Genomic DNA, 23,231 nt, shown 5'->3' with positions numbered 1-23,231 from the left:
AGAGGTCGGTCGAGTAGGGAGCGAAGCGACCGTATCGAGACCACCGTCACCCATCGCGCGCACCGATCAACGCGATGATCTCGGCCCGGGCGACGGGCTCGGCGAGCGCACCGCGGCTCGCGATCGTCACGGTGGAGCTGCGCTCCTGGCGCGAGCCCCGGGTCGTGACGCACCGATGCTGCGCGTCGAGCACGACGAGCACGCCCTTCGGGTCGAGGCCTGCGACGAGCGTGTCGGCGATCTCCTCGGCGAGCCGCTCCTGCAGCTGCGGGCGGTGCGCGAGCGTGTCGACGACCGCGGGGATACGGCCGAGGCCGACGACCCGGTCGCCCGGCAGGTAGGCGACGTGCGCGGTGCCGACGAACGGCAGCAGGTGGTGCTCGCACACCGAGCGGAACGAGAGGTCGCGCAGCACGACGGCATCGCTCGTCGCGGGCACGCCGGCCTCGGTCGACCCGAGCGGCACGCTGTCGGCGAGGTGCGACAGCGGGTCGACGTCGAGACCGCCGAAGAACTCGGCGTACGCCTCGGCCACGCGCTGCGGCGTCCGTTCGAGGCCGGGACGCGCCGGATCCTCCCCGATCGCGAGGAGGATCTCGAGCACGGCCCGCTCGATGCGTTCGGTGTCGACTCCGGCCATGGGCCGCCCTTCGGGTCTGTGCCTCAGCCCTCGCACCGGCTCACGCAGTGGCGGGGCGCGGGTTCGAGCGCGGCGTGCGCACGGGTGCCGGCTCCTCGCTCGGGGTCGAGCCCGAGTCGACGCCGCCGTCGACGGCGCCCGAGTCGATCGGCATCTTCTCGGTCGGGAAGCTGATCGGCGGCAGGTCGCTCACCGGACGGTTGTCGCTCGAGAGCCAGAGCGGGCGCTCGGGGAGCTTCTTGACGTCCTTGAAGATCTCGGCGATCTGGTTGTGGTCGAGCGTCTCGTGCTCGAGCAGTTCGGCGGCCAGCTTGTCGAGGATGTCGCGGTTGTCGTTGAGCACCTGCCACGCCTCGTCGTGCGCCTGCTCGATGAGCGTGCGCACCTCGGCGTCGACCTTCTCGGCGATGCCCTCGGAGTAGTCGCGCTGGTGTCCCATGTCGCGGCCGAGGAACATCTCGCCCGAAGACTGACCGAGCTTCACGGCGCCGACGTTCGCGGACATGCCGTACTCGGTGACCATCTTGCGGGCGGTGCCCGTGGCCTTCTCGATGTCGTTCGAGGCACCCGTCGACGGGTCGTGGAAGACGATCTCCTCCGCGACGCGGCCGCCCATGGCGTAGGTGAGCTGGTCGAGCAGCTCGTTGCGGGTGATCGAGTACTTGTCTTCGAGCGGCATGACCATCGTGTAGCCGAGGGCGCGGCCGCGCGGCAGGATCGTGATCTTCGTGACGGGGTCGGTGTAGTTCATCGCCGCCGCGGCGAGGGCGTGGCCGCCCTCGTGGTAGGCCGTGATGAGCTTCTCCTTGTCCTTCATGACGCGGGTGCGGCGCTGGGGGCCGGCGATGACGCGGTCGACCGCCTCGTCGAGGGCGCGGTTGTCGATGAGCTGCGCGTTCGAGCGCGCCGTCAGCAGCGCGGCCTCGTTGAGCACGTTCGCGAGGTCGGCGCCCGTGAAGCCCGGCGTCTTGCGCGCGAGCACCTCGAGGTCGACGCCCTTCGCGAGCGGCTTGCCCATCGAGTGCACCTCGAGGATGCGCTGGCGGCCCTTGAGGTCGGGGGCGTCGACGCCGATCTGGCGGTCGAAGCGGCCGGGGCGCAGCAGGGCCGGGTCGAGGATGTCGGGGCGGTTCGTCGCCGCGATCATGATGACGTTCGTCTTGGGGTCGAAGCCGTCCATCTCGACGAGCAGCTGGTTGAGGGTCTGCTCGCGCTCGTCGTGGCCGCCGCCCATGCCGGCGCCGCGGTGACGGCCGACCGCGTCGATCTCGTCGACGAAGATGATGGCCGGGGCGTTCTGCTTCGCCTGGTCGAAGAGGTCGCGCACGCGGGATGCACCGACGCCGACGAACATCTCGACGAAGTCGGAGCCCGAGATCGAGTAGAAGGGCACGCCGGCCTCGCCGGCGACCGCGCGGGCGAGGAGCGTCTTGCCGGTGCCAGGAGGGCCGTAGAGCAGCACGCCCTTCGGGATGCGCGCACCGACGGCCTGGAACTTGGCCGGCTCCTTCAGGAAGTCCTTGATCTCCTGCAGCTCCTCGATGGCCTCGTCGGCGCCCGCGACGTCGGCGAACGTGACCTTCGGGCTCTCCTTCGAGACGAGCTTCGCCTTCGACTTGCCGAATTGCATGACGCGGTTGCCGCCGCCCTGCATGCCCGACAGCATGATCCAGAAGAAGACGCCGATGAGCAGCAGCGGCAGGAGGATGCCGAGCATCGACATGAACCAGTTCGGCTGCGGCACCTCGTCGTTGTAGCCGTCCTTCGGGTTCGCGTCGTCGACGGCGTTGACGATGTCGGTGCCGCGCGGCGTCACGTAGTAGAACTGCACCTGCTTGCCGAGCTTCTCGTCTTCTTTGGCGAGGGTGAGGTCGACGCGGTTCTCGCCGTCGACGATCTTCACGGCGGCGACCTTGCCGTCGCTCAGCAGCTCGAGGCCCTTCTGCGTCGACACCTCTTTGAAACCGGAGGCGGTGATGAGGCTCGACCCGATCCACACGGCGACGATCGCGAGCAGGATGTAGATGATCGGCCCGCGGAAGACCTTCTTCATGTTCATGATCTTGCAAGGCTACCCCGGCGCCGCTGGGCGGCGGCTGCCTGTTCGCTGAAAGCGCGCAGCGCTTGAAGCGGACGATTGTTCACTGCCGCTGAAAGCGCGCAGCGCTCCCGGCGGTCAGCGAACGGCTCGCGGGCGCCGCATCCCCAGCAGGTATGGCATGCCGAGGCCGGCGGCGGCGAAGGTGCGCCCGAGACGCGACCGCACCGACGGCGCAGGCAGCGGCGGCAGGTCGCCGTCGAGGTCGCCGACGTCGACGAAGTAGGCCCGCACGGTGCCGATGCCCTCGAGGTCCTGCGAGATTTCGTGCACGTCGACCGTCAGCGCGCCCGGGCCGCTCGCGTGCAGCTCGTCCGACAGCAGCACGTACTCGGGGATCTCGACGGGGTTCTTGAGCATTCGGTGCACGTGGATGACGTCGATGCCGACGAGCTTGATGCGCTCGCGGATCGTCTGCGTCGCGACATCCCCGACGTGGGCGACGAACTTGAGCTTGAGCTCGGCCGCCTCCTTGCAGCCGGCGCACGGGCAGAGGTTCGCGGCGACGTTCTGGCGTTCGAGGTGGAACGCGCGGTGCATCGCGACCGCGACGCGCAGGATCTCGGCGACCTCGGCCTCGGGATCGCGTCCGTCGGCCGACCGCGAGAGGAACGCGGCATCGCCCTCGATCTCGATGAGGTCGTAGCCGGGGGCCGCGTCGATCATCTTCTCGAGCATGCGCGCGGTGTTGACCTCGGCGTGCGCGAGGCTGAAGCGATGGGAGCTCATGTAGTCGGTGTAGCCCCCGATGTCGGCGATCAGCAGCACCGCCCTGCCGGACTCCATCTGCACAGGCTCGCATCCTTCAGGGCCGGCATCAACCCCGCGAACCGGGGGTGTCCCGCGGATCGTCGGGCGCCTGGGCTCCGTCGGCAGCCGATGCTTGGGCTCCGTCCGCGTCCGGCGGGGATGCCTCGTCGGCCGGCTCGAAGCGCCCGAGGCGCGCGTCGACGTCGGCGGCGGCCTGCTGCGCGCTCGGCGTGTAGCCGAGCACGACGGGCAGGAATCGGTCGGAGGTCAGCGCCCGCACCGTGAGCGCACCGTCGGCGACGACGGTCGCGGTGCGGCGGCTCCTGCGCAGCAGCGCGATCTCGCCGAAGCCGTCGCCCGGCGCGAGGGTCGCGACCACCCGCCCGTCGCCGACCACGTCGGCCGCGCCGTGCTCGATCAGGTAGTAGCGGTCACCCACCTCGCCCTGCCGGAACACGGCGTCGCCGTCGGCGAACGTCGCCGCCGGCTCGAGCCCGCGGGCGAGCTGCTCGGCCGCGGGCAGCGGCAGCGTGCGGAACATCGGCACCCGCCTGAGCAGGGCGACGTCGCCGTCGAGCGCGTCGACGGTGCGGTCGAGCCGGCGGAGGCGCCGCCACGAGACGACCGCGAGCACGGGGCAGACGAGCCCGATCGCGATGAGGGCGGGCTGGATGCCGGCGAGGTCGACGAGGGTCGACGCGACGAGCGCGCCGATGCCGATGAACACGGCGACGACACTCTCGAGCACGCCGAACACGCGGGCGAGCACCTCGTCGGGCGCGAGCCGGCCGATGAGCGTGAAGCCCGCGAGGTCGATGAGCGAGTTGCCCACACCGATGAACGCGATCAGGCCGAGCGCGGCGGCCTGCTGCGGCACGAGCCCGATGAGCGCGAGCGGCAGCCCCCAGAGCGCGACGCCGACCGCGAACCAGGCGCCGAGCCGCGCCGTGCCGACGAGCAGGGATGCCGCGAGCGAGCCGAGCACGGCGCCGATGCCGACCGCCGTCATGATCGCCGCGACCCCGGGCTCGCCGGTGCCGAGCAGCTCGATCGCGACGACGACCGAGAGCACCGTGAGGGCCCCCCGCGTGAGCGCCTGTGCGGCGGCGAGTCCGAGGATGAGCAGCAGGTCGCGGTTCGAGGCCGCGGCCTTCAACCCCTCGACGGCTTCGACGGCGAGGTTCGGCCGCTTCGGCGCGGCAGGTCGCGGCGGCGCCTCGTAGCGCAGTCCCACGAGCAGCCCGGCGGCGGCGAAGGAGGCGGCGGCCGCGACCGCGAACACGACGTCGACCCCCGTGAACTGCAGCAGCACGGCGGCGACGAGGGGGCCGACGAGCGTCGCGGCCGAGTCGAGGAGGCCACGCACCATGTTCGCGCTCGCGAGCTCGTAGCCCGTGCGGCAGAGCGAGGGCAGCAGGGCGGAGTGCGCCGGCCGGTAGAGCGTCGCGGCGATCGTCGAGACGATCGCGAGTACGTAGACGACGGCGGGCGGGCCGGCGACCGCGACGATGACCGCGGCCGCGGCGGTCGCGGCCCCGCGCACGGTCGAGACGAGGATGAGCACGCGCTCGCGCCTGCCCCGGTCGGCGATCGGCGAGAGCAGCGGCGCGAGGATCGCCGACGGCACCATGCGGAGGAAGCCGACGAGCCCGAGCGCGGCCGCACCGCCGTCGCGGTACGCGACGATGCCGAGGGCGACGGTGAACGCCCACTCGGCGGTCCACGCGCCGAGGAAGCTCAGCTGGGCCCGGCGCAGCGCCGGGTTGCGCGCGTTCGACGCGAAGGCAGCGGCAGCGTCACGCAGTCTGCTCCGGCGGCCGCCCTCGCCCATGGGATGACTCTAGGGCGTGGGCAGCCCTCAGCTGTAGACGTGCGGCGCGAGGATCGCGACGTCGCGCAGGTTGCGGTAGCGCTCGGCGTAGTCGAGCCCGTAGCCGACGACGAACTGGTTCGGGATGTCGAAGCCGAGGTACTTCACGTCGACCTCGACCTTGGCCGCGTCGGGCTTGCGCAGCAGCGCGCAGATCTCGACCGACTCGGCGCCGCGCGACTCGAGATTGCCGAGCAGCCAGCTGAGGGTGAGACCCGAGTCGATGATGTCCTCGACGATGAGCACGTGGCGGCCCGTGAGGTCGGCGTCGAGGTCTTTCAGGATGCGGACGACGCCCGACGACTGCGTGCCTGCGCCGTACGACGAGACCGCCATCCAGTCCATGTTGACGTGCGCCTTGAGCTCGCGCGCGAGGTCGGCCATCACCATGACGGCGCCCTTCAGCACGCCGACGAGCAGCAGGTCCTTGCCGTCGTAGTCGGCCTCGATCTGCCGGGCGAGCTCGGCCAGTTTCGCGTGGATCTCGGCTTCGGTGACGAGGGTCTCGGTGAGGTCGGCCTGAATCTCGCGCGCATCCATGCGGTAAATCCTATGCGGCTCGTCGGTCGAGTAGCGCGAAGCGCGTATCGAGACCACGTCGACGGTGGTCTCGATACGCTTCGCTACTCGACCGACCGATTCAGTGCTCGTGCGGCAGCACCTCGGTCGAGCCCGTCGTCGAGAAGACGAGGTGCTGCCCGGCGCGGGTCGCGAGCGCTCCCCCGGGCAGGTCGATGGGGCCCTGCCCATGCCAGTCGGTGACGAGCCGGGCGACCTCGAGGGTCTGCACGCGGCTGAGCGACACCCCGAACTCGCTCGCGACGACGTGTCGGATGATGCGCTGCCTGAGCGCCGCCGGGTTCGCGGCGAGCGCGGCGACCGACACGGCGATGCCGGCCTCGGCGGGTTCGCAGATCTCCTCGATGAACTCCTCGATCTGCTCGTCGAACGCCGCCTCGTCCTCGCGCAGCTGGTCGGCGGTGCGGGCGAGCGCCTCGGCGATGCCGGGCCCGAGCTCGGCCTCGAGCACGGGCAGCACCCGCTCGCGCACCCGCACGCGCGCGTACGCGGGATCGAGGTTGTGCGGGTCGTCCCACGGCTCGAGTCCGGCGTCGAGACAGGCCTGACGGGTCGTCGCCCGGCGGATGCCGAGGAGCGGTCGCGCGTAGCGGCCCGACACTGGTGCCATGCCCGACAGGCTCGCCGCTCCCGCTCCACGGGCGAGCCCGAGCAGCACCGTCTCGGCCTGGTCGTCGAGCGTGTGGCCGAGCAGCACGAGCGCTGCCGACGTCTCGCGGGCGACCTCGTCGAGCGCGGCGTACCGGGCCTCGCGGGCGGATGCCTCGGGGCCCGCGCCCGCCGTCACCTCGACGCGCCGCACCACGACGGGGCCGAGCCCGAGCTCGCGGGCCGCGCGGGCGGCTCGCTCAGCCGCATCCGCCGACCCCGCCTGCAGACCGTGGTCGACGACGACCGCACCGGCCCGCAGTCCCGAGCGGGGCGCCTCGAACGCCGTCGCCGCGGCGAGCGCGAGCGAGTCGGCGCCGCCCGAGAGGGCGACGAGGACGAGGGGCGGGTTGCCGGTGGTCTCGATACGCTCCGCTACTCGACCGACGGTTGCGCGCACCGCGCGGCGCACGTCGGCGATCGGCGGGGTGAGTCGGGGGCGGCGTGGGCCCGAGGCCCCTTCGACGGGCTCAGGCAGCGAGTGGTCGTCTGAAGTCATCGGGGTAACCTTATTCCGCCGCGCGCCGTGCGCCCGGCCGAGCTGTTGCGACAGCGCAGACTTCATCACAAGGAGAGAGCATGGGCGAGTACAACGCCGTCATCGAGATCCCCAAGGGGAGCCGCAACAAGTACGAGGTCGACCACGAGACCGGCCGGGTCTTCCTCGACCGCGTGCTCTACACCGGGTTCGTCTACCCGACCGACTACGGCTTCTTCGAGAACACCCTCGGCGACGACGGCGACCCGCTGGACGTGCTCGTGCTGCTCGAGTACCCGCTGTTCCCGGGTGTCGGCGTCAAGGTGCGCCCGGTCGGCGTGTTCCACATGACCGACGACGGCGGCGGCGACGCCAAGGTCATCGCGGTGCCCGCGGGCGACCCGCGCTGGAACCACATCCAGGACGTCGACTCGATCCCCGAGTACACGCGCAAGGAGATCGAGCACTTCTTCGAGCACTACAAGGACCTCGAGCCCGGCAAGTGGGTCAAGACCGAGGGCTGGGCGAACGCGGCCGAGGCCGAGGCGCTCATCCAGAAGGCGATCGAGGCCTTCCCCGGTCACTGATCACCGCATTCGAAAGGGGGGCGAGCCATCGGCTCGCCCCCCTTTCGCGTACCACGTGGGTTGAGGAGGAGCGCAGCGACGTCTCGAAACCCCTCGCATGACCGGGTTTCGAGACGCTGATTTCGAGACGGCGCTGGCGCGCCTCCTCAATCCACCGCCGTCGTCGCTCCTCAACCCACGGCAGACGTCAGCCCGCGGGCCGCGCCGCCGCCGACGGGCTGCCCCAGATGAAGTACTCGCGCACGGGCACGCCCTCTCGGGGCGCCTCGAGGATGCGGCCGCCGCCGAGGTAGATCGCGACGTGGTAGTAGTCGCCGCCCGAGCCCCAGAACAGCAGGTCGCCGCGCTCGATGCTGCCGAGCGGCACGGCCTTGCCGCGCCCCGCGAGCGTGTAGTACTGGTTCGTCGCCGAGTGCGTGCCGATGCCGATGCCCGCGTACGCGTAGGCGCCCTTGGTGAGGCCCGAGCAGTCCCATACGTCGGGGCCGGCACCGCCCAGCACGTAGCGCTCGCCGAGCTGCTGACTCGCGAACCAGATGGCCGACTCGACCGCGCTGCGGTTCGGGGGTGCGGGTGCCGGGGGCGGGGCAGGAGCGGGTGGCGGCGCGGGTGCGGGTGCTCCGCCGCCCGAGCCGCCGCCGGAGCCACTTGAGCCGCCGCCGGAACCTCCCGACGCCGCATCGTCGCGGGCGTCCTGCTCTCGCTGCGCGCGCTCGCGCTCCTCACGGTCCTTGCGCTCCTGCGCCTCGAGCGCGGCCTGGGCCGCCTCGCGGGCCTGCCCCTCCACGCGCTCGCGCTCGAGCTCCGCGGTCGTGTCCTTGAGCGAGGCGAGCTGCGCGTAGAGCTCGACCGAGCGCTGCTCGGCGTCGGCGACCGCGGCCGTGGCCGCATCGGCGGCCGAGCGGGCCTCGTCGGCACGCGCCTCCGCGACGCCGGCGAGACGCTCGCGTTCGTCGGCCGCCTCCTGCGCCTGCTCGCGCAGCGAGTCCGCCGAGTTGCGGTCGGCTCGCGCCTGCTCGTAGAGCCCCTGCGCCTGCTCGCCGATCTTCGCCGCGGTGCCGAGCTGGTGCAGCAGGTCGTCGGCCCGGTCGGGTGCGAACATGAGCTCGCTCGTGAGATCGCCGCCGCCCGAACGGGCGAGGTGTGCGGCGATGAGCCCCGCACGCATCTTGGAGATCTCGGCGACCGCCTCGGCCTCGTCGGCCTGCCGGGCGAGGGAGGTCTCGCGCGCGAGCGCCGCGTCGCGGGCGTCGACGGCCTGGCGGTACGCCTCGTCGGCCTTCATCGAGACCTCGATCGCGGCATCCGCCGTCGCCTGCAACCCGGCGATGAGCCCGCCGAGCCGATCGATCTCGGCCTGCTTCGTCGACTCGTTCTGCTTGGCCTGCTCGATCTCGCCCCACGACGGGTAGTCGGGGTCGGCCGCCGCCGACTGGCCCACGAGGCCGACCGACGCGGTCACCGCCATCGCCGACAGCACCACACCCGTGGTGCGGGCGACCGGCCCGGTGCGCTGCTCAGCCAATGTAGACACCCCGTGCAGCCATGAACGGCACCGGGTCGATGCGGCTCCAGCCGTCGTAGACCTCGAAGTGCAGGTGACACCCGGTCGAGGCGCCGGTCGTGCCGGTCCAGGCGATCTGCTGGCCGGCCGACACCCATTGGCCGTATCCGACGAGCAGGCCCCCGTCGACGATGTGCGCGTAACCCGTCGAGATGCCGCCGCCGTGGTCGATCTTCACGAAGTTGCCGTAGCTGCCCGACCAGCCCGAGTAGGTGACCGTGCCGCTGTTCGCCGCGTAGATCGGCGCCCAGCATCCGGTCGCGATGTCGGTCGCGTAGTGGAACGAGTTCGAGCAGTAGCCGTTCTCGCAGATGACCTCGCGAGGACCGTAGTCGCCCGAGATCCAGCCCGACGCGGGCAGCGCCCAGCCCGAGGTGACGACACCGCCGGCGCTGCCGCCCCCGCCGCCGGCTGCCGCCGCGGCCGCAGCCTCCCGGCGCTTGCGCTCCTCCTCCTTGCGGCGGCGCTCCTCTTCTTCCTTGCGCTTGCGCTCGCCCTCTTCGTACGCCTTCGTCGTCTTCGCCTCGGCGTCCTTCAGGAACTTCAGCTGCGCCTCGAGCTCGGTCTTGCGCGCCTGGGATTCGGCGAGTGCCGCCTCCGCCGCAGCCTGCGCCTCCTGTGCGGCGCGCAGCGCCTCCTCGGCCGCGACGCGCAGCTTCTCGCGCTCGGCCTTCGCGACCTCGGCCTGGGCGCCGAGCGACGCCGCCGCGTTCTGCTTCTCCTGCGCGAGCCGGTACACCTCGCTCGAACGCTCGACCATCTGGTTCATGCTGCCGAGCTTCGACAGCAGCGCGTCGGTCGACTTCGCGTCGCCCGCCTCGAGGAAGAGGTTGACGCTGAGGTCGCCCGCCCCGCTGCGATAGAGCTGTGCCGCGACCTGGCCGGCGTTGCGCTCGGCCTCGTCGGCCTCCTTCTTCGAGGCGTCGGCCTCGGCCTGGATGCGGTTCGCCTTCGTGACCGCGTCGTCGTACTTCTGCTGCGCGACCATGAGCTCGTCGGTGCGCCGCTCGGCCTCGGCTCTCGTCTCGGCGACGTTCACCTCGAGCTGGCTGATGAGTCCCGTGATCTCTTCGACCGCGGCGGCGCCGGCCGCGGTGTCGGCCTTCGCCTGCTCGACCTCGTCCCACGTCGGATAGTCGGCGGCCATGGCGGCCTGCGGTGCCGCGACGGCTCCCACGACGGCGACCGAGGCGAGCAGGGCGCCGGCCAGCAGCCGTCGTACGGCGCTCGTTCGTGGTGTGGTGCGGATCATGGTTTCCCCGTCCACGCGGGCCTCGGGTTCCCCGCGCTCCTCGCTCTCTCGATTCCAGGCACCGGCGATTCCAGGCACTGGCAGCAGCCTTCACGATAGGCACGGGGTGAGCGGATTCCGGGGATTTGGAGGGCATGTCCGAGGATGCCGCTACGCTCGTCTGCCTCGTTGAGGAGTGCACGTCAGCCCCCGCGAAACACCGGCCACGCGGCATCCGACCGCTCGTTTTGCACTCTCGCGAATCAGCACGTATGCTTGGCTCTCGGCGGTCGCGCCCCAGGCACGACCTCCGGCCCCATCGTTTAGTGGCCTAGGACACCGCCCTTTCACGGCGGCAGCACGGGTTCGAATCCCGTTGGGGTCACTGAATACGGCAAGTTACAATTGAATAGTCTCAGTGAGATTTCTCACACACGAGGCCCTGTGGCGCAGTTGGTTAGCGTGCCGCCCTGTCACGGCGGAGGTCGCGGGTTCAAGTCCCGTCAGGGTCGCTCAGGCGACAAGCCCTTTCCCTTACGAGAGAAGGGGCTTTCTCCTTATCGAGGCGCTTTCAGCGCTTCGAGGCTCTGTAGCTCAGTTGGTAGAGCGTTCGACTGAAAATCGAAAGGTCACCGGATCGATGCCGGTCGGAGCCACAGTCAAAACCCCCGGGAGACCGGGGGTTTTTTCGTGTCAGAGGGACATTCCTCGAGGGCGCTCGTGAGGCTGTGCCATTAATGTGCCATTAACTATTCGCCGGGTTCGGCGTTGTGCCATTTCTGGTTCTGGATGGGCCGGCTCGGCTTCACTGTTGGCGGCGGTCTTGGCGCCGGTCTTGGCTCCGCTCGCGTCGGTGCTTTCATCGGCTCGCTTGAGCGCATCGTTCAACGCGGCGCCGGCCCGGAGCGCGACGCCCTCGCGAGCGCGTGAGTAGCGCTCGGTGACCTGCAGGCTCGAGTGGCCGAGGGTCGCCTGCACGTCGGGCGCGGTGGCGCCGGCGTCGAACAGGATCGTCGCGAACGTGTGCCGCAGGTCGTGGATGCGCAGGTCGGGCCGACCGATGGCCTCGCGCAGCTCCTCCCAGTTCACCGCGCGGTGTGCGTTGTGATTCGTGAGGCGTCCGCCGTCGGGGCCGGCGAAGAGCAGGTCGCTCCCCCGCTTGCCGCGCGCGGCAGCTTCGGCGTACGGGCGCAGTGCGTCGATCAGCGGCACATCCCGCGACTTGTGGCTCTTGGGCGACTGCTCGATGAGCTCGCCGCGGATTCCCGGGCTCAGCGAGCGACTGACGCGGATGATGCCGCGCCCGAAGTCGACGTCGCCGACGCGCAGCGCGGTCGCCTCTCCCGCTCGCATGCCCGTGTAGACGAGTGCGGCGAAGTAGCGGCGGTAGACGCCGTCAGGAATCAGGCCGAGCAGAGCGCTGATCTGCTCGAGGGTGAGTGCCCGCGACACCGGCGAGATCGACTCGCGCATGCTCGGCCGCTTCACCTCGCGGGCCGGGTTGTAGTCGATGAACCGCGAGCGACGTGCGCCGTCGAGCAGGCGCGAGAGCACCGCAAGGGCGTCGTTCTTGGCGGATGCCGCGCCAGACCACGCGACCATCGCCGACTCGATCATGGGCGAGGTGATCTCGTCGAGCCGGTGCCGGCCGAGGCTCGGCTTCACCCGGAGTCGCCAGGCCACGCCGTAGCTGCGGGCCGTCGCCGGGCGGATGGATGACTCGATCGCCGGCCAGTACTTGTCGTACCACTGGTCGAGCGTCATCGATCCGTTCGGGTTGCGCCCGGCGACCATTTTCGCGAGTTCGCGCTTGGCCTCGGCGAGGGTGAGGAATGTGCGGGAGCGTTCGGCGGCGCCGCCTTCGACGCTGGGGCCGACGACGCGGATCTGGTAGCGCTGCCGGTCGGCGCGCCAGCGGATGCCTTCGGGCAGCGGCCGACCCGTGCGCGGATCGACCCGCGACGGGGTGTCTCTCGTCGGCCGCCCGGCCATCAGTGTTCCGTTCCACCCCGCGCGAGCAACTCGTCGATCGTGTCGGCGCTCCAGAGCAGGTGCTTGCCCATGCGAGCGTCGGGCTCGGGGATCAGCCCGTCGTGGCGCAGCTTGTCGAAGCTCGAGACCGGGATGCGACACCGCTCCGCCGCCTCGACTCGGCTCAGGTAATCGACCCTCCACGCGGTGTCAGCCATGACGCTCCCCCTCGACTCATCGGCCGCCGGCTGGCATCTCGTGCATGCCGACCCATGCGCGGCTATTTGCAAGTACCTGAGATTATGCCCTATGTCGCGGGTTTCGGCAAGTACCTGAGTTGTGTGGCTAGACTCGTCGCATGTCGGACTCCCCGCACCGCCCAGGCGACCAGTCGCACGACGGCCTCCTGCACCAAGACGACCTTCCCGAGGGCTGGTACCTGCCCAGCCGGTTTCCTGGTGAGCGTGACGACGATGCGAGCGCACAGATCGACGCGGTGCTCGGCTACGACGACAGCGCCACGACCGACTCACAGCTCGAAGACCAGCGCACCTCCGGTGAGAACGAGACGATCGACGGACGCTGGCGCTACCTCGAGCACGAAGCCACGCACACCCGCATAATGATCCGCCTCCAGCGTCAGCCGCTCGCCGTGCCCGAGGAGATCCGCATCACCGGCGTGATCTACCTCCCCTGGCGTCCGGGCGACCCGATCACGAGCCAGCTCCTGCGCGAGCTGCCCACCGCCCGCATCGAGGCCGCGATCAACAAGCGCCTCTTCGCGATGAAGCGCACCGAGACCATCACCGGCGGCAAGATCGTGCTGCCCTCAGGTCACAAGATCAGCGAGCGCGACCTGCTCAAACCCCTCGGCGACCCGAAGAAGGTGCCCGACTTCTACGAGCTGGTCGCGCTGCAGCACGGCCGGCTCACGCAGCAGGGCAACGCGAACCCGAGCGCGACGATGGCGGAGATCAACGGGGTAGCCCTCTCTACCGCTCAAGGTTGGATCACCAAGGCGCGCGAGCGCGGGCTACTGCCGCCTGGACGGCGTGGACGAGCGGGATAATCTCCACGACGCTGTCGGAGGCCCGCGCATTCAGCGGCAGCTTCGAAACGAGGCAAAGCGGATCGGCGCCTGAGACCCACCCGATCGCCGCTACCGTATGGCGCCCACCATTGCAGTAGGCGCTCCTCAAGGGCCAGCTTCACCGGGCGAGGTCTACGAAACGACAGCTCGCACGCTAAGGGGGTACGTGCGGTCGAGGCCGACCGACGGCTAACGACCGGCTTTCGGACACCGGACGCTCCCGGGTACGCCAGCGAGAAGAAGATCCATGCTCAGGACGCTACCGTCGGCGCATCGCCGGCCGACCGGTGACCTGTCAAGAAGGCGTGGGGAGCGGTGATCGAGAGCGAGACACCTGCAAGTCATTCTTGGCCGCCGGCGGCGTCGGGCCACGATTCCGCCCACGGATGAGGGTGAGCGATCTGGCTCGACTTATACATCGCGGTCAGCGTCGTCGGCGGAATCTCATCACCCGGATTCCAACGACCCGAGTCATCCGCTATGGCATCAACCGTGATTACCTCGACGAGAGGAAGATCGAGGCCCATTTCGACTGCCGCCGAGGCCCTGTTGTGGCCGTCAAGGAGTTCCCGCACGCGGAGATCGCCCCACTTGCGCGGATTGACTGTCCAACGCCACGGCAACGGTCGCACCCACCCATGTTGCTGGAGCGACTTCTTCACCGCTTCGTACCGTTCATCCTCCCGTACCCGCTCCAGCACGTGCCAAGCACCCGGGCATTGGTGACCACCGAATCCGCAGTCGTCGGAGGGGTGAAAGTGCGACAGGAACTCATTAGGGGCGTACCAAATCACTCCGGGCTCGACGAATTCCACGTCCGGCACACTACCCCGAACTCGAGCAAGCACTCGGCCGGTGTGCGACTCAGTCGCGGACGCCCGACGAAATGGGTCGGCCCCGACGTATTCGAGCAGCTCCTGAGTCCGACGACGCGATATGTAGGACGCCTCGTCACATCCGATACTGTGCAACGGCACGTGGCAATTGGCGAGGAGGACGTATGGGGTACGACACGTACTTGGAAGTCGCTGGGCGAACTGCCATTGAGTGGCGCAAGCAATCGAGCTGGCTCCCGCGGCTCTTGTTCAACTACTCGGACGCCGTGATCGAAGGGGGCGATCTCGAGTGCGATCCCGACGATGACACGACTCCCTGGCCAGTGATCGGGGAGCTCCGCTCAACGGTGGCGGGCGTCCGCAACGTGCTCGAGCAGAACGGGTTCGGGCGGATCTTTGTTGTGGGTGGGTATGGCGGCCTTAGGGGTGGTGCAGTCGCGGGGGCTCTTCTCACCGGGATGATGACCGCCAAACACATGATGGAGAATCCAGACGCCACGTGGGACGAGTCGCGTGCGCTTATTGAACACGAGATCGAGATCTCCGCAAGCGCCACACCAGAGGATGACCTTGATGCACTCGGTCGCCTGCTGGCCTCTGCCTGGTCGGACCCAGACCGAGAGGTCTTGCTGTTCAAGGATCTGCGGTACGGCAGTTTGCCGGAACCGTCGACGTCTGGCATCAGTCAGGCGATCTTTGCAGCGCAAGCGGCTGGCGACGACCCGCTTCCAGCCGGTCGTGCAGTTGAAGCGGTCACACTTCTCTTCCGCGAAGCGCCGACCATAGCGTGGCCGTTCCTGCTCGCCATTCTGCTCCGGCACTTACCGGATGAAGCCGAAGTTAGGTACGTCTTCACCGAAGAGCTCTGCGAGTACGACATAAACACCGTGGCGGACGCGAAGGCGTACCTCGACGAGTACTGGCGGTCGGCCGGGGCTGGACTCGCCGACTATTCAGAGCGCCTTGGTTCCCTGTATGGGGCGCTCGCGCAGTTTGAGAATCAACTTGGGTCTAACTACTGGTTTGGTCGCGCCGCCGCCGAACTAACGAGGTTGAAGGACCTCAACGGCGATCGCACCACTGCGACACGCAAGGCACGAGGGGATGCTCTCGAAAGCCTCGTCGATGCACTACTCCGAGCTGAAGGCGAGGATCTCGAACTGCTCAAGAAGAACTTCAGTACTGAGGAAGAGGAGATCGACCTTGTGCTGAGTAATGGGCTGAGCCATGCGTTCTGGGTAGCGCACCACAGCCCGTACATCCTCGTCGAGTGCAAGAACTGGGCGGAGAGAGTCGGAGTTAAGTCCTTGCGTGACTTCGAAGGAAAGCTTGAGGACCGCAAGGGTGCCGCGCGTGTCGGAGTATTTGTTTCGATGTCCGGTTTTACGAAGCCCTTCAAGCGGCGGCTCAAAACCGTTCAGATTCGAGGTGTCGGAACTGTCTTCCCAGTCACCGGTGCCGATCTGGAATCGATGATCGCCAGCAGAATCCGACTAAGCGAGTGGCTCCGAACGATCGGAGCTCTCGAGGCCCTGGGTGGTTGACACCCACGGCTCTCAAGGGCTGTGGTCGCCCACCTAGATCCCTTGAAATGGGTGCCCGGCCCGACTACGGATCGATGCGACGGTGCCATCATGGATCGATCAGGTGAACAGCTGGCCGTCTTCCATGGCCGGCTCGGTCGGGAGTTCCCCTCGGCGCGTCGCGTGCATGTACAACTTCGCGCGCAGCTCTCGTCGCTGCTAACGGCTAAGCTCGCGGAAGTCGACGAAGCAGTGCCCGGGGGCGCGGGTCTTACCCTCGGGAATCTGGCAAGCCAAGTCGTCGACCACCTACCGGGCCGACTCGACGACTTCGCCCGCGCTCACGCCATACACGCCGAGCGACTGATTCGATGGGTTGGCTGAGTGCCAGTCACGTGCCTGCTTGGGGCGTGACGAGCGACGATCGCGAGTACGACGGCTTGTGGGCGTCTGAGGTGTTGGGTCCGAACGCCGCCGGGGCGATCTTGCCGTCGTCGACGAGCATGTGCGGCGCGATCTGTCGAAGCGCGAGCTCCTCTGGCTCCATCATCAGCTGCTCACCCTCGCTCTAGGTGACCGCCCGCATCGAGGCCGCGATCAGCAAGCGCCTCTTCGCGGTGAAGCGCACCGAGACGAGATCCGGCGGCAAGATCGTGCTGCCGTGGGTCAGAAGACCAGCGAGGGCGACACTGCTCAAGCCCCTCGGTGACCCGAAGAAGGTTCCCGACTTCTACGAGCTTGTCGATCTCCTGCGCGGATACCTCGCACGGAAGGGCGACAGGAACCCGCGCGCGACGATGGCGGAGCTCAACGGCGTTGCCCTCTCCACCGCTCAGGGTTGGATCACGAAGGCGCGCGACCGCGGGCTCCTACCGCCCGGCCGCCGCGGACGAGCAGGGTAGCCGTCACACACCGCCCCTGCGCCGGCCAGGGTCCTGCAACTGGGACCGCACCGACACTTGGCGCAGAACTGTCTGCGAGCCTAGGTTGTGACGGCTACCGCGGTCAGCACCTGCTGGCTGACGGGCGTCCACAAGTCCGCCTCAACCTCCGGCGACTCAATACTTACGACCAACGAGTAGTCAACGCCCCGAGCGCTCTGGTCATCCCGTGCACGGTTCTTCCACCATCCCGCAACCGGGTACACAGCAATTGCTCCCTTGCTCGCTAGGGCGGCTGCAGGGCCTGTCCAGATGTCCGTGTGCAGGGAGCCCGCGGCTTGCTGTTGGTTGGTGCCGAAGAGCCAGCCGGATTCAGTCTCCAGACCCGGTGGCTTACGACCTTCGATCCGCGCCTTTGTGTTGATCCGCTGACGGAAGGAATCAACGCTCTCCTCAGGCCTGCGAGTCGCAAATCGGAGCCCATGGGAGGGATAGATGTATCGACCGCTCCAACCGCGACTTGAGGGGTTGGGTTCGACGAAGTAGGAAAGCGTGACCCGCATCCTCACTCTCGTCTCACCAAGCCCCTCAAGCACGTCAACCGGCCACGGCAATTCGTGCAGATTCATCTCGCGAGTACGACCCGCATTGCTTGCGCCATCTCGTTCGTACGGATGAATGCGCGCTTCGGAGACCAGAGTGAGCGCATCAGCTGCGCTATATAGGGCCCGATCGACGCTCGGAACGCCCATCCCGTAGCGCCGAAGCAAGTTCGCTAGCGCGCTCTTAGTTGATTCGGCATCGAAGCGGGCGCGCATGGCATTCGTCCATTCCGCTGAGTGGACTATTAGCGCTCGGACCGTCTCTGGGCGGAGCTCGGGATACACCGCGAAAATATCGGCCGCGAGCGCCGCCACCGACGCAGTCGCCGCCGAGGTGTCACGCGTCGTCGTAAAGAAGCCGTCCCCCGGGTTCCGGAACCTGGTGGTCAACAGGGCCAGATTCTCGGGCGTATCGACATGCGACCCGTCCTCAGATACCGCGACGTTTCCGCCATCCGCCACGACATCGGGCTTAAACGGCCACTTCTTCCGCTCGAAGAGGACGGACGTTCGGCTGACCGGAGAAAGTTCGCCACGCGGGGCAATCGGGCGGTAGCCCGCGAAATCAGCGGCGGCACCAGCCATGTCGTCGTTGCCTGCATAGGCCCCAACCGTAAGGGCATTCCAGGATTGAGCAGGATCCTCGACAGGCTCCAAATCGCTTCGCTCGAGGTAGTCATCCTGACCATCGATGTCGCGAATGTTCCCGGCGGAGACCACGAACAGCCTCGGCCTGCGCGGCTCGTCTCGATCAAGGTATGTGAGCTTCGGGTCGGTGTCGTCGATTGCTCGCCCGAAGGACAGCGCGTCGATGGCGGCCGACCATGATGTTGGCTTTCCGGATTCACCGGCAGCCCCGGAGCCCGAAGCTGAACCGGGGGCCGTGACCGCGAGCATGAACACACGTGATCTGTCGGCCGCCTGAATCTCTGGCTGATCGATGGCCCGCGCAGTAACGGCACCATAGAGATCTCTATTGTTGTCTCCACGGTCGGGCAGAAACTTGACCGATTCGAGTCGATGCGCCAGTTCAACTGTGCCTGCATCGAGCAACGCTCCGTGCAGGTCGCCGTAAAGCGCCAACCCGGCCATCTCCGTACCATGTCGATGGACCGGGCGAAGCTGCCAAGAAGGGTCGGCGACGTGTTGGTCGCTGGCATCAATCGAGCCTGCAAGCAACGGATGGTCACTCTGTATGCCCGTGTCGAGAAGGCACACAACTGGCGCACCACTCGCCGCCGGGCGAAGTCGTGCTTGCAGGTCATCCACCCACTCGGCCTGCTCTGACGCGGACAGTTCTGTTAGGAGCGTCGCAATCTCGTGCGGCTTCCGGAGCTCAGCGAAATCGTCCATCGATCGGAAGGCATCCGTGAGCTGATCGGCAGTCGCGTGCATCAGGACGACTGTGCGACTGCCGAACCCGAGATAGTGGCCGCTCATGCGGATTCCGTGAGCGTCCGCGAACCCAGTGAGGCGCTTCAATTCGTTGCCATCCCGTTTGCGCAACCACACCTCCCACCACGTTAGTTCGGTCCAAGAGGCGGGGAACTCAGAATCAGAGTCGGTCCAAAGCTCGCGAATCGTCGCTCGACGGATGGACTGGACTCCTTCCACAAGAGTCGCGTTGCTCGGCGATTTCGCGTCCGCCGTTTCGGTGTACTTCTGCAGACGCTGCAGGAAGTACTGTTTGCGGCCCTCAGGAACGAAGACGGTTGCAATCTGAGTCACACCGTCCTCGGACTGGACCTCTCGAACTGCCACCAACTCTGGCTGATCGCCGCTCCGCTGGACGTCAAGACTCTCGATTGCAAGCTCGACACCCGCAAACGACACGAACGACACGTATGTGCCAGACGGTTCAGGAATGGCAGAGGCCGACGAAACGACCTGTTCGTATTCGCCCACGAGCCGAGCGCCGTGACCCCGTCGGTCGCCCTCGAACGCGCGCCCTTCGTTTCCACCACCACCCGTGGGAATCGTGAAGGACTCAGACCGCATGCGGCCGGGCACAACAATGTGCGGGCGATCACGCTCACTCATCCCGCTTAGACGTCCTGGCCGAGTGAGCCTGCGGAACGTTGCCGCTCTACGAGGGCGGCGATCAGATCATCGGTCAACACACGAGTCCGATGAGCGAGAACACTACGCTTGGCAGCGTTTTCAGCAGCGGTTGCGATCTCCGCGTGACTAAGCCCTGCCGCAGCCGGCCCAATCCTTGACCAACTCAAGTTGCTCGTCTGGAACGTCGCCAGCCGGTTCTGAATTACTGCCTGCACGTTGTCCTGACTCGGGAGAGTGAAGTTCATTACTGTGTCGAATCGACGATATAGGGCTTTGTCGAGCAGCTGGGGATGATTGGTCGCCGCCACAATCAAGCTCTCGGACGTATCCTCTTCGAGAAACTGCAGAAACGAGTTCAGGACTCTTCGTATCTCACCCACGTCGTTCGGCGCAGCTCGATCACCGGCGAGCGCGTCCACCTCGTCGAAGAGATATACCCCGCGAGTTTCCACCAGCGCATCGAAGACCAGGCGCAGTTTCGCGGCTGTCTCACCCATGAATTTGGTGATTATGGTGTCCAACCGGATTGCAAATAGCGGCAGCCCAAGTTCGCCGGCGAGCACTCGAGCTGATGACGTCTTACCAGTGCCGGGAGGACCGATCAACAACATCCGTCGCGCGGGTGAGAGCCCATGCTTCGCTAGTGTGTCGCGCTGTCGTTGCTCCAACAAGACGTGCCGGAGCTGAGCCTTGAGACCATCCGATAGGACAAGATCACTCAGGCGAGCATCTGGATAAGTCACAGTGAGGAGTGACCCCAGCTCGCCGCGAGGTTGAGTTACAGGTACGACCGCCGCAACACGCGACGACGCCTGGCTCCGATTTCGTAGCTCATCGACAAGATCCCGAAGATCTTGAGCGAACTTCGACTGCCCTGCCCGTGCTGCCTTCGCAGCGACTTGCATCGCTACCGCGTAGAACTGGGGATCATCGCCGTCAGCATGGCTCTGAACCAGCGCCTTCAGTTGGTCGTTCGTCGCCACGATACGACCCCCTTCCGATGCATGATCATGCCCTGACCTACCCAGACAGCGTGCTCACAAAGTCTAGTCAGGCCCACCCACCCGGGCACACAGCCCACACCGGAAGATCCACCCGGAACTGGATGAATGGACGTATGCTACCGTAGGTAGTTGCAAGAACCTGAGATAGCTCGGAGGAAGGCGATGCGTGGTGGAGTGATCCTGTACCGGGGTTCCGGGGCCGACGCGCGCCGGTACCTCGAGTCCGATCGCTCCCGCGCCGACGACTACTACCTCGAGGGCGGCACGGCGCTGGCCGAGTTCTCCGTCGTCGATGGCAACGGCGACCTGATCGGCGAGGGCGCGCTCACACCCGGCCAGTACGCCCAGTGGGTCGACTGGATCAACCCGCTCACCGGCGAGTCGATGGGAACGCCCCGCCACGCCGGCGACGCACGCCACGGCTCACCGCGGTTCGCCGAGATGGTCGTCAACGCGCCGAAGTCACTGTCGATCGCCGCGGCACTTCACCCCGAGGTATCCGACGCCCTAGATGCGGCGCAGCGCGACGCGGTCGCCGAGATCCGCGTCTGGCTCGGCCAGCACTCGGTCACGCGAGTCGGCCCGCGCGGGTCGCAGCGGGTGGTGCCGGTCGAGCAGCTCGAGACGGTCGCGGTCTCGCACAAGACCTCGCGGGCCGGCGACCCGCACCGGCACATCCACTTCCAGATCTGCACGAGGGTCTGGGCGGGTGCCGCGTGGCGAGGTCTCGACACTGCCGCGCTGTTCCGGCAGCAAGGCGCGATCCGCGCGCTCGGCACAGCTGTGATCGCGGCGCACCCGCGGCTCGCGGCCGCGCTCAACGCGCATCGCCTGACGCTCGATCCGGTGACAGCCGAAGTCACCGAACTGCTGCCGTTCAACGCGGCGATGAGCAAGCGCGCCGAGCAGGTCGCGCGCAACCTGGCGCACTTCGAGAAGGACTGGCGTGCGCAGCATCCGGACCAAGAACCCGGACCCGCCGCGATGTCGCGACTGACCGCGATGGCGTGGGATCACGAGCGGCCGCACAAGAAGCCGACCCAGCTCGGCAGCGAGGATGCGTGGCGACGCGAGCTCGAGGCATCCGGCTATCGACCTGATCTCGACCGCGTGCGGACGCAAAGGGCCGTCGCGCTCGATGAACTGAGCGTGCAGGATGTCGCGTCCCGCGCGCTCGATCGATGCGCGGCCGCCGCGTCGACGTGGACGGTGCATGACATCCAGGAGCGCGTGTCGCATCTCGTGACCGAGACCGGTGTGCGTGCCGACCCGACACCACTGCGCGAGTTCGTCATGCTCGCGACGGACCTCGCGACCGAGGGCTGCGTGTCGGTGCTGCCGCCCGATGGGCCACGTCCTGAGCACGTCGCGCACCTGACGAGCGTGCACGTCATCGCCGTTGAGACCCGGCTGCGCGATCTGCTCACGGCCCGTGCCGAGCGGCCGCAGGTGCGCACGCCGGACCTGCGGAGCATTGCACAGCGACTCAGGCTCGACCCGGCACAGGCGCGCGCGGCTGCGGCCGTGGCATCCGCTCAATCGCTCGTTGTCGTGGAGGGCGCGGCCGGCGCGGGCAAGACGACGATGCTTGCCGCTGCGATCAGGGCGGCGGCGATGCAGGGTCGCAAGACGCGCGTGGTCACGCCGACGAAGAAGGCGGCCGACGTTGCGCACCAGGAGCTCGGGGTTGCGACCGACAGCGTCGCCAAGCTCGTGCACGAGCACGGGTGGCGGTGGAATCGCGACGGCGTGTGGACGCGACTCGCCATCGGCGACCACGACCCCGATACGGATGCCGCGTATGCCGGCCCTTCGGCATCCGCTCGGCTGCGCCGCAGCGAGCGAATCGTCGTCGACGAAGCGGGCATGCTCGATCAGGACACCGCGCTCGCGTTGCTCATCATCGCCGATGAGACAGGCGCTACGGTCGCCCTGGTCGGCGACCGTGCGCAACTCTCGGCGGTCGGCCGCGGTGGCGTGCTCGAGATGTCCGCGCAGCTGCTCCCCCGCGTGCATCGCATGACGGCCGTGCACCGATTCGTCGACCCGGAGTACGCCACGCTCACCGTGCAGATGCGGCGCGGAGATCGTCCGGAGGGGGTCTTCGATCGGCTGTGCGCGCTCGGACTCGTTTCGATTCACGAAAGCCCGGCTGCGCAGCTCGAGGCGCTCGCTGGCGAGTGGCGCGAGGGTTGCGCGATGACCGTTGCAACGAACGACGAGGCGCGCGAGCTGAACGCGCGGATTCGCGAGGAGCGAGTGCGCGTCGGCGACGTGGATGACGGCCGCACAGTGGTCGGGAGCGATGGTCTGAGCATCGGGCGCGGTGATGTGATTCAGACTCGGCGGAACGACTCGGGTGTGCGGGTGGCGAACCGGCAGATGTGGGTTGTTCGGCGCGTGGACGAGGATGGCTCAGTGTGGGCGACGGAGCGTGTCGTCGGCCATCGGCCACGATCAGTGCGAGTGCCAGCCGAGTACGTCGCCGAGCACACGCATCTCGCGTACGCCGCGACGGCGCACGGGGTGCAGGGCATGACGGTGGGCGAGTCGCACACGGTGGTCAGCGATGCGATGGGGGCGGCGGGCGTCTACGTGGGGTTGACTCGCGGGCGGCACTTGAACCGCGTGCACCTGGTGGCAGCGGGCGTGGATGAGGCACGCGAGCAGTTCGTGGTCGCGCTGGATCGAGATCGTGCCGACCGTGGGCTCGCGAAGGCGACTGAGGCTGCTCGCGATTCCGTATGGGGGCTCGCGACCGGCTCCGTACGGAGGCGGGCGTCGCAAGTTGGGCCCAGCCGATAAGCACCCGATGGCC

19 protein-coding genes and 3 tRNA genes are annotated in these 23,231 nt (G+C 67.8%); 8 read left to right on the top strand and 14 right to left on the bottom strand.

The features are described from left to right. Nucleotides 1–46 precede the first annotated feature (46 nt). The 6 genes from folE to tilS all read right to left on the bottom strand — a co-directional run bounded on the left by folE (nucleotide 47) and on the right by tilS (nucleotide 7,084). Nucleotides 47–640 (bottom strand): GTP cyclohydrolase I, encoded by a 594-nt coding sequence (folE, locus tag MUN74_RS12870; protein ID WP_244852694.1) that lies wholly within the window; start codon nucleotides 638–640, stop codon nucleotides 47–49. A 40-nt stretch (nucleotides 641–680) separates the two neighbouring features. Then, nucleotides 681–2,699, bottom strand: a complete 2,019-nt coding sequence (ftsH, locus tag MUN74_RS12865; protein WP_244852693.1) for an ATP-dependent zinc metalloprotease FtsH — start codon at nucleotides 2,697–2,699, stop codon at nucleotides 681–683. 117 nt (nucleotides 2,700–2,816) lie between these two features. Next, nucleotides 2,817–3,524, bottom strand: coding sequence for a DUF2652 domain-containing protein (locus MUN74_RS12860; protein WP_244852691.1), 708 nt, complete (start codon nucleotides 3,522–3,524; stop codon nucleotides 2,817–2,819). Between the two features lie 31 nt (nucleotides 3,525–3,555). Further along, nucleotides 3,556–5,319, bottom strand: a complete 1,764-nt coding sequence (locus MUN74_RS12855; protein WP_244852689.1) for an MFS transporter — start codon at nucleotides 5,317–5,319, stop codon at nucleotides 3,556–3,558. 27 nt (nucleotides 5,320–5,346) lie between these two features. Continuing rightward, nucleotides 5,347–5,898 (bottom strand): hypoxanthine phosphoribosyltransferase, encoded by a 552-nt coding sequence (gene hpt, locus MUN74_RS12850; RefSeq protein ID WP_244852687.1) that lies wholly within the window; start codon nucleotides 5,896–5,898, stop codon nucleotides 5,347–5,349. Nucleotides 5,899–5,998: 100 nt separating this feature from the next. After that, nucleotides 5,999–7,084, bottom strand: a complete 1,086-nt coding sequence (gene tilS / locus MUN74_RS12845) for a tRNA lysidine(34) synthetase TilS (protein ID WP_244852685.1) — start codon at nucleotides 7,082–7,084, stop codon at nucleotides 5,999–6,001. A gap of 80 nt (nucleotides 7,085–7,164) precedes the next feature. Between tilS and ppa the strand changes: the two genes are divergently transcribed. Next, complete coding sequence (ppa, locus tag MUN74_RS12840) at nucleotides 7,165–7,650, top strand: inorganic diphosphatase (protein WP_157423136.1); 486 nt, start codon at nucleotides 7,165–7,167, stop codon at nucleotides 7,648–7,650. A gap of 187 nt (nucleotides 7,651–7,837) precedes the next feature. Here ppa and MUN74_RS12835 read toward each other — a convergent pair whose 3' ends face one another. Both MUN74_RS12835 and MUN74_RS12830 read right to left on the bottom strand, forming a co-directional pair. Next, entirely contained in the window at nucleotides 7,838–9,175 is a 1,338-nt protein-coding gene (locus tag MUN74_RS12835) for a C40 family peptidase (protein WP_244852684.1), read from the bottom strand. Next, nucleotides 9,168–10,466, bottom strand: a complete 1,299-nt coding sequence (locus MUN74_RS12830; protein ID WP_244852682.1) for a M23 family metallopeptidase — start codon at nucleotides 10,464–10,466, stop codon at nucleotides 9,168–9,170. Before MUN74_RS12830 ends, MUN74_RS12835 begins: the two co-directional genes overlap by 8 nt. A 291-nt stretch (nucleotides 10,467–10,757) precedes the next feature. Between MUN74_RS12830 and MUN74_RS12825 the strand changes: the two genes are divergently transcribed. The 3 genes from MUN74_RS12825 to MUN74_RS12815 all read left to right on the top strand — a co-directional run bounded on the left by MUN74_RS12825 (nucleotide 10,758) and on the right by MUN74_RS12815 (nucleotide 11,101). Continuing rightward, nucleotides 10,758–10,830: transfer RNA gene (locus tag MUN74_RS12825), tRNA-Glu, on the top strand. A gap of 53 nt (nucleotides 10,831–10,883) precedes the next feature. After that, nucleotides 10,884–10,957, top strand: a tRNA-Asp gene (locus MUN74_RS12820). A gap of 71 nt (nucleotides 10,958–11,028) precedes the next feature. Continuing rightward, nucleotides 11,029–11,101 (top strand) — tRNA-Phe (locus MUN74_RS12815). A gap of 37 nt (nucleotides 11,102–11,138) precedes the next feature. Here the strand turns inward: MUN74_RS12815 and MUN74_RS12810 are convergent. Both MUN74_RS12810 and MUN74_RS12805 read right to left on the bottom strand, forming a co-directional pair. Then, complete coding sequence (locus tag MUN74_RS12810; RefSeq protein ID WP_244852680.1) at nucleotides 11,139–12,437, bottom strand: tyrosine-type recombinase/integrase; 1,299 nt, start codon at nucleotides 12,435–12,437, stop codon at nucleotides 11,139–11,141. Further along, nucleotides 12,437–12,634: a hypothetical protein gene (locus MUN74_RS12805; protein ID WP_244852678.1), complete on the bottom strand. Its 198-nt coding sequence runs from the start codon at nucleotides 12,632–12,634 to the stop codon at nucleotides 12,437–12,439. The genes MUN74_RS12810 and MUN74_RS12805 overlap by 1 nt, the downstream gene beginning before the upstream one ends. A gap of 140 nt (nucleotides 12,635–12,774) precedes the next feature. On the opposite strand from MUN74_RS12805, the gene MUN74_RS12800 reads away from it, so the two are divergent. Further along, nucleotides 12,775–13,485 (top strand): hypothetical protein, encoded by a 711-nt coding sequence (locus tag MUN74_RS12800; RefSeq protein ID WP_244852676.1) that lies wholly within the window; start codon nucleotides 12,775–12,777, stop codon nucleotides 13,483–13,485. Nucleotides 13,486–13,847: 362 nt separating this feature from the next. On the opposite strand, the gene MUN74_RS12795 is transcribed toward MUN74_RS12800, so the two are convergent. Then, nucleotides 13,848–14,321, bottom strand: coding sequence for a ParB N-terminal domain-containing protein (locus MUN74_RS12795; RefSeq protein WP_244852675.1), 474 nt, complete (start codon nucleotides 14,319–14,321; stop codon nucleotides 13,848–13,850). 185 nt (nucleotides 14,322–14,506) lie between these two features. On the opposite strand from MUN74_RS12795, the gene MUN74_RS12790 reads away from it, so the two are divergent. Then, nucleotides 14,507–15,886: a restriction endonuclease gene (locus MUN74_RS12790; protein WP_244852673.1), complete on the top strand. Its 1,380-nt coding sequence runs from the start codon at nucleotides 14,507–14,509 to the stop codon at nucleotides 15,884–15,886. Between the two features lie 370 nt (nucleotides 15,887–16,256). Here MUN74_RS12790 and MUN74_RS12785 read toward each other — a convergent pair whose 3' ends face one another. Continuing rightward, nucleotides 16,257–16,415, bottom strand: a complete 159-nt coding sequence (locus MUN74_RS12785) for a hypothetical protein (RefSeq protein WP_244852671.1) — start codon at nucleotides 16,413–16,415, stop codon at nucleotides 16,257–16,259. A gap of 22 nt (nucleotides 16,416–16,437) precedes the next feature. On the opposite strand from MUN74_RS12785, the gene MUN74_RS12780 reads away from it, so the two are divergent. Then, nucleotides 16,438–16,767, top strand: a complete 330-nt coding sequence (locus MUN74_RS12780) for a hypothetical protein (protein ID WP_244852669.1) — start codon at nucleotides 16,438–16,440, stop codon at nucleotides 16,765–16,767. An 80-nt stretch (nucleotides 16,768–16,847) separates the two neighbouring features. Here MUN74_RS12780 and MUN74_RS12775 read toward each other — a convergent pair whose 3' ends face one another. Then, on the bottom strand, nucleotides 16,848–19,253 hold the full coding sequence (locus MUN74_RS12775; RefSeq protein ID WP_244852668.1) for a S8 family peptidase: 2,406 nt from the start codon (nucleotides 19,251–19,253) through the stop codon (nucleotides 16,848–16,850). A 140-nt stretch (nucleotides 19,254–19,393) separates the two neighbouring features. Continuing rightward, nucleotides 19,394–20,392 carry an AAA family ATPase gene (locus tag MUN74_RS12770; protein ID WP_244852666.1) on the bottom strand — a complete coding sequence of 333 codons (999 nt, stop codon included), beginning with the start codon at nucleotides 20,390–20,392 and terminating at the stop codon, nucleotides 19,394–19,396. A gap of 195 nt (nucleotides 20,393–20,587) precedes the next feature. Here MUN74_RS12770 and mobF point away from each other — a divergent pair, with 195 nt between their 5' ends. Next, on the top strand, nucleotides 20,588–23,218 hold the full coding sequence (mobF, locus tag MUN74_RS12765; protein ID WP_244852664.1) for a MobF family relaxase: 2,631 nt from the start codon (nucleotides 20,588–20,590) through the stop codon (nucleotides 23,216–23,218). Nucleotides 23,219–23,231 lie beyond the last annotated feature (13 nt).

The organism is Agromyces sp. H17E-10 (assembly GCF_022919715.1).
In the GTDB taxonomy this organism is placed as follows: domain Bacteria; phylum Actinomycetota; class Actinomycetes; order Actinomycetales; family Microbacteriaceae; genus Agromyces.
The sequence above is the reverse complement of the archived record's forward strand: the minus strand, read 5'-3'. Positions and strand labels throughout refer to the sequence as shown.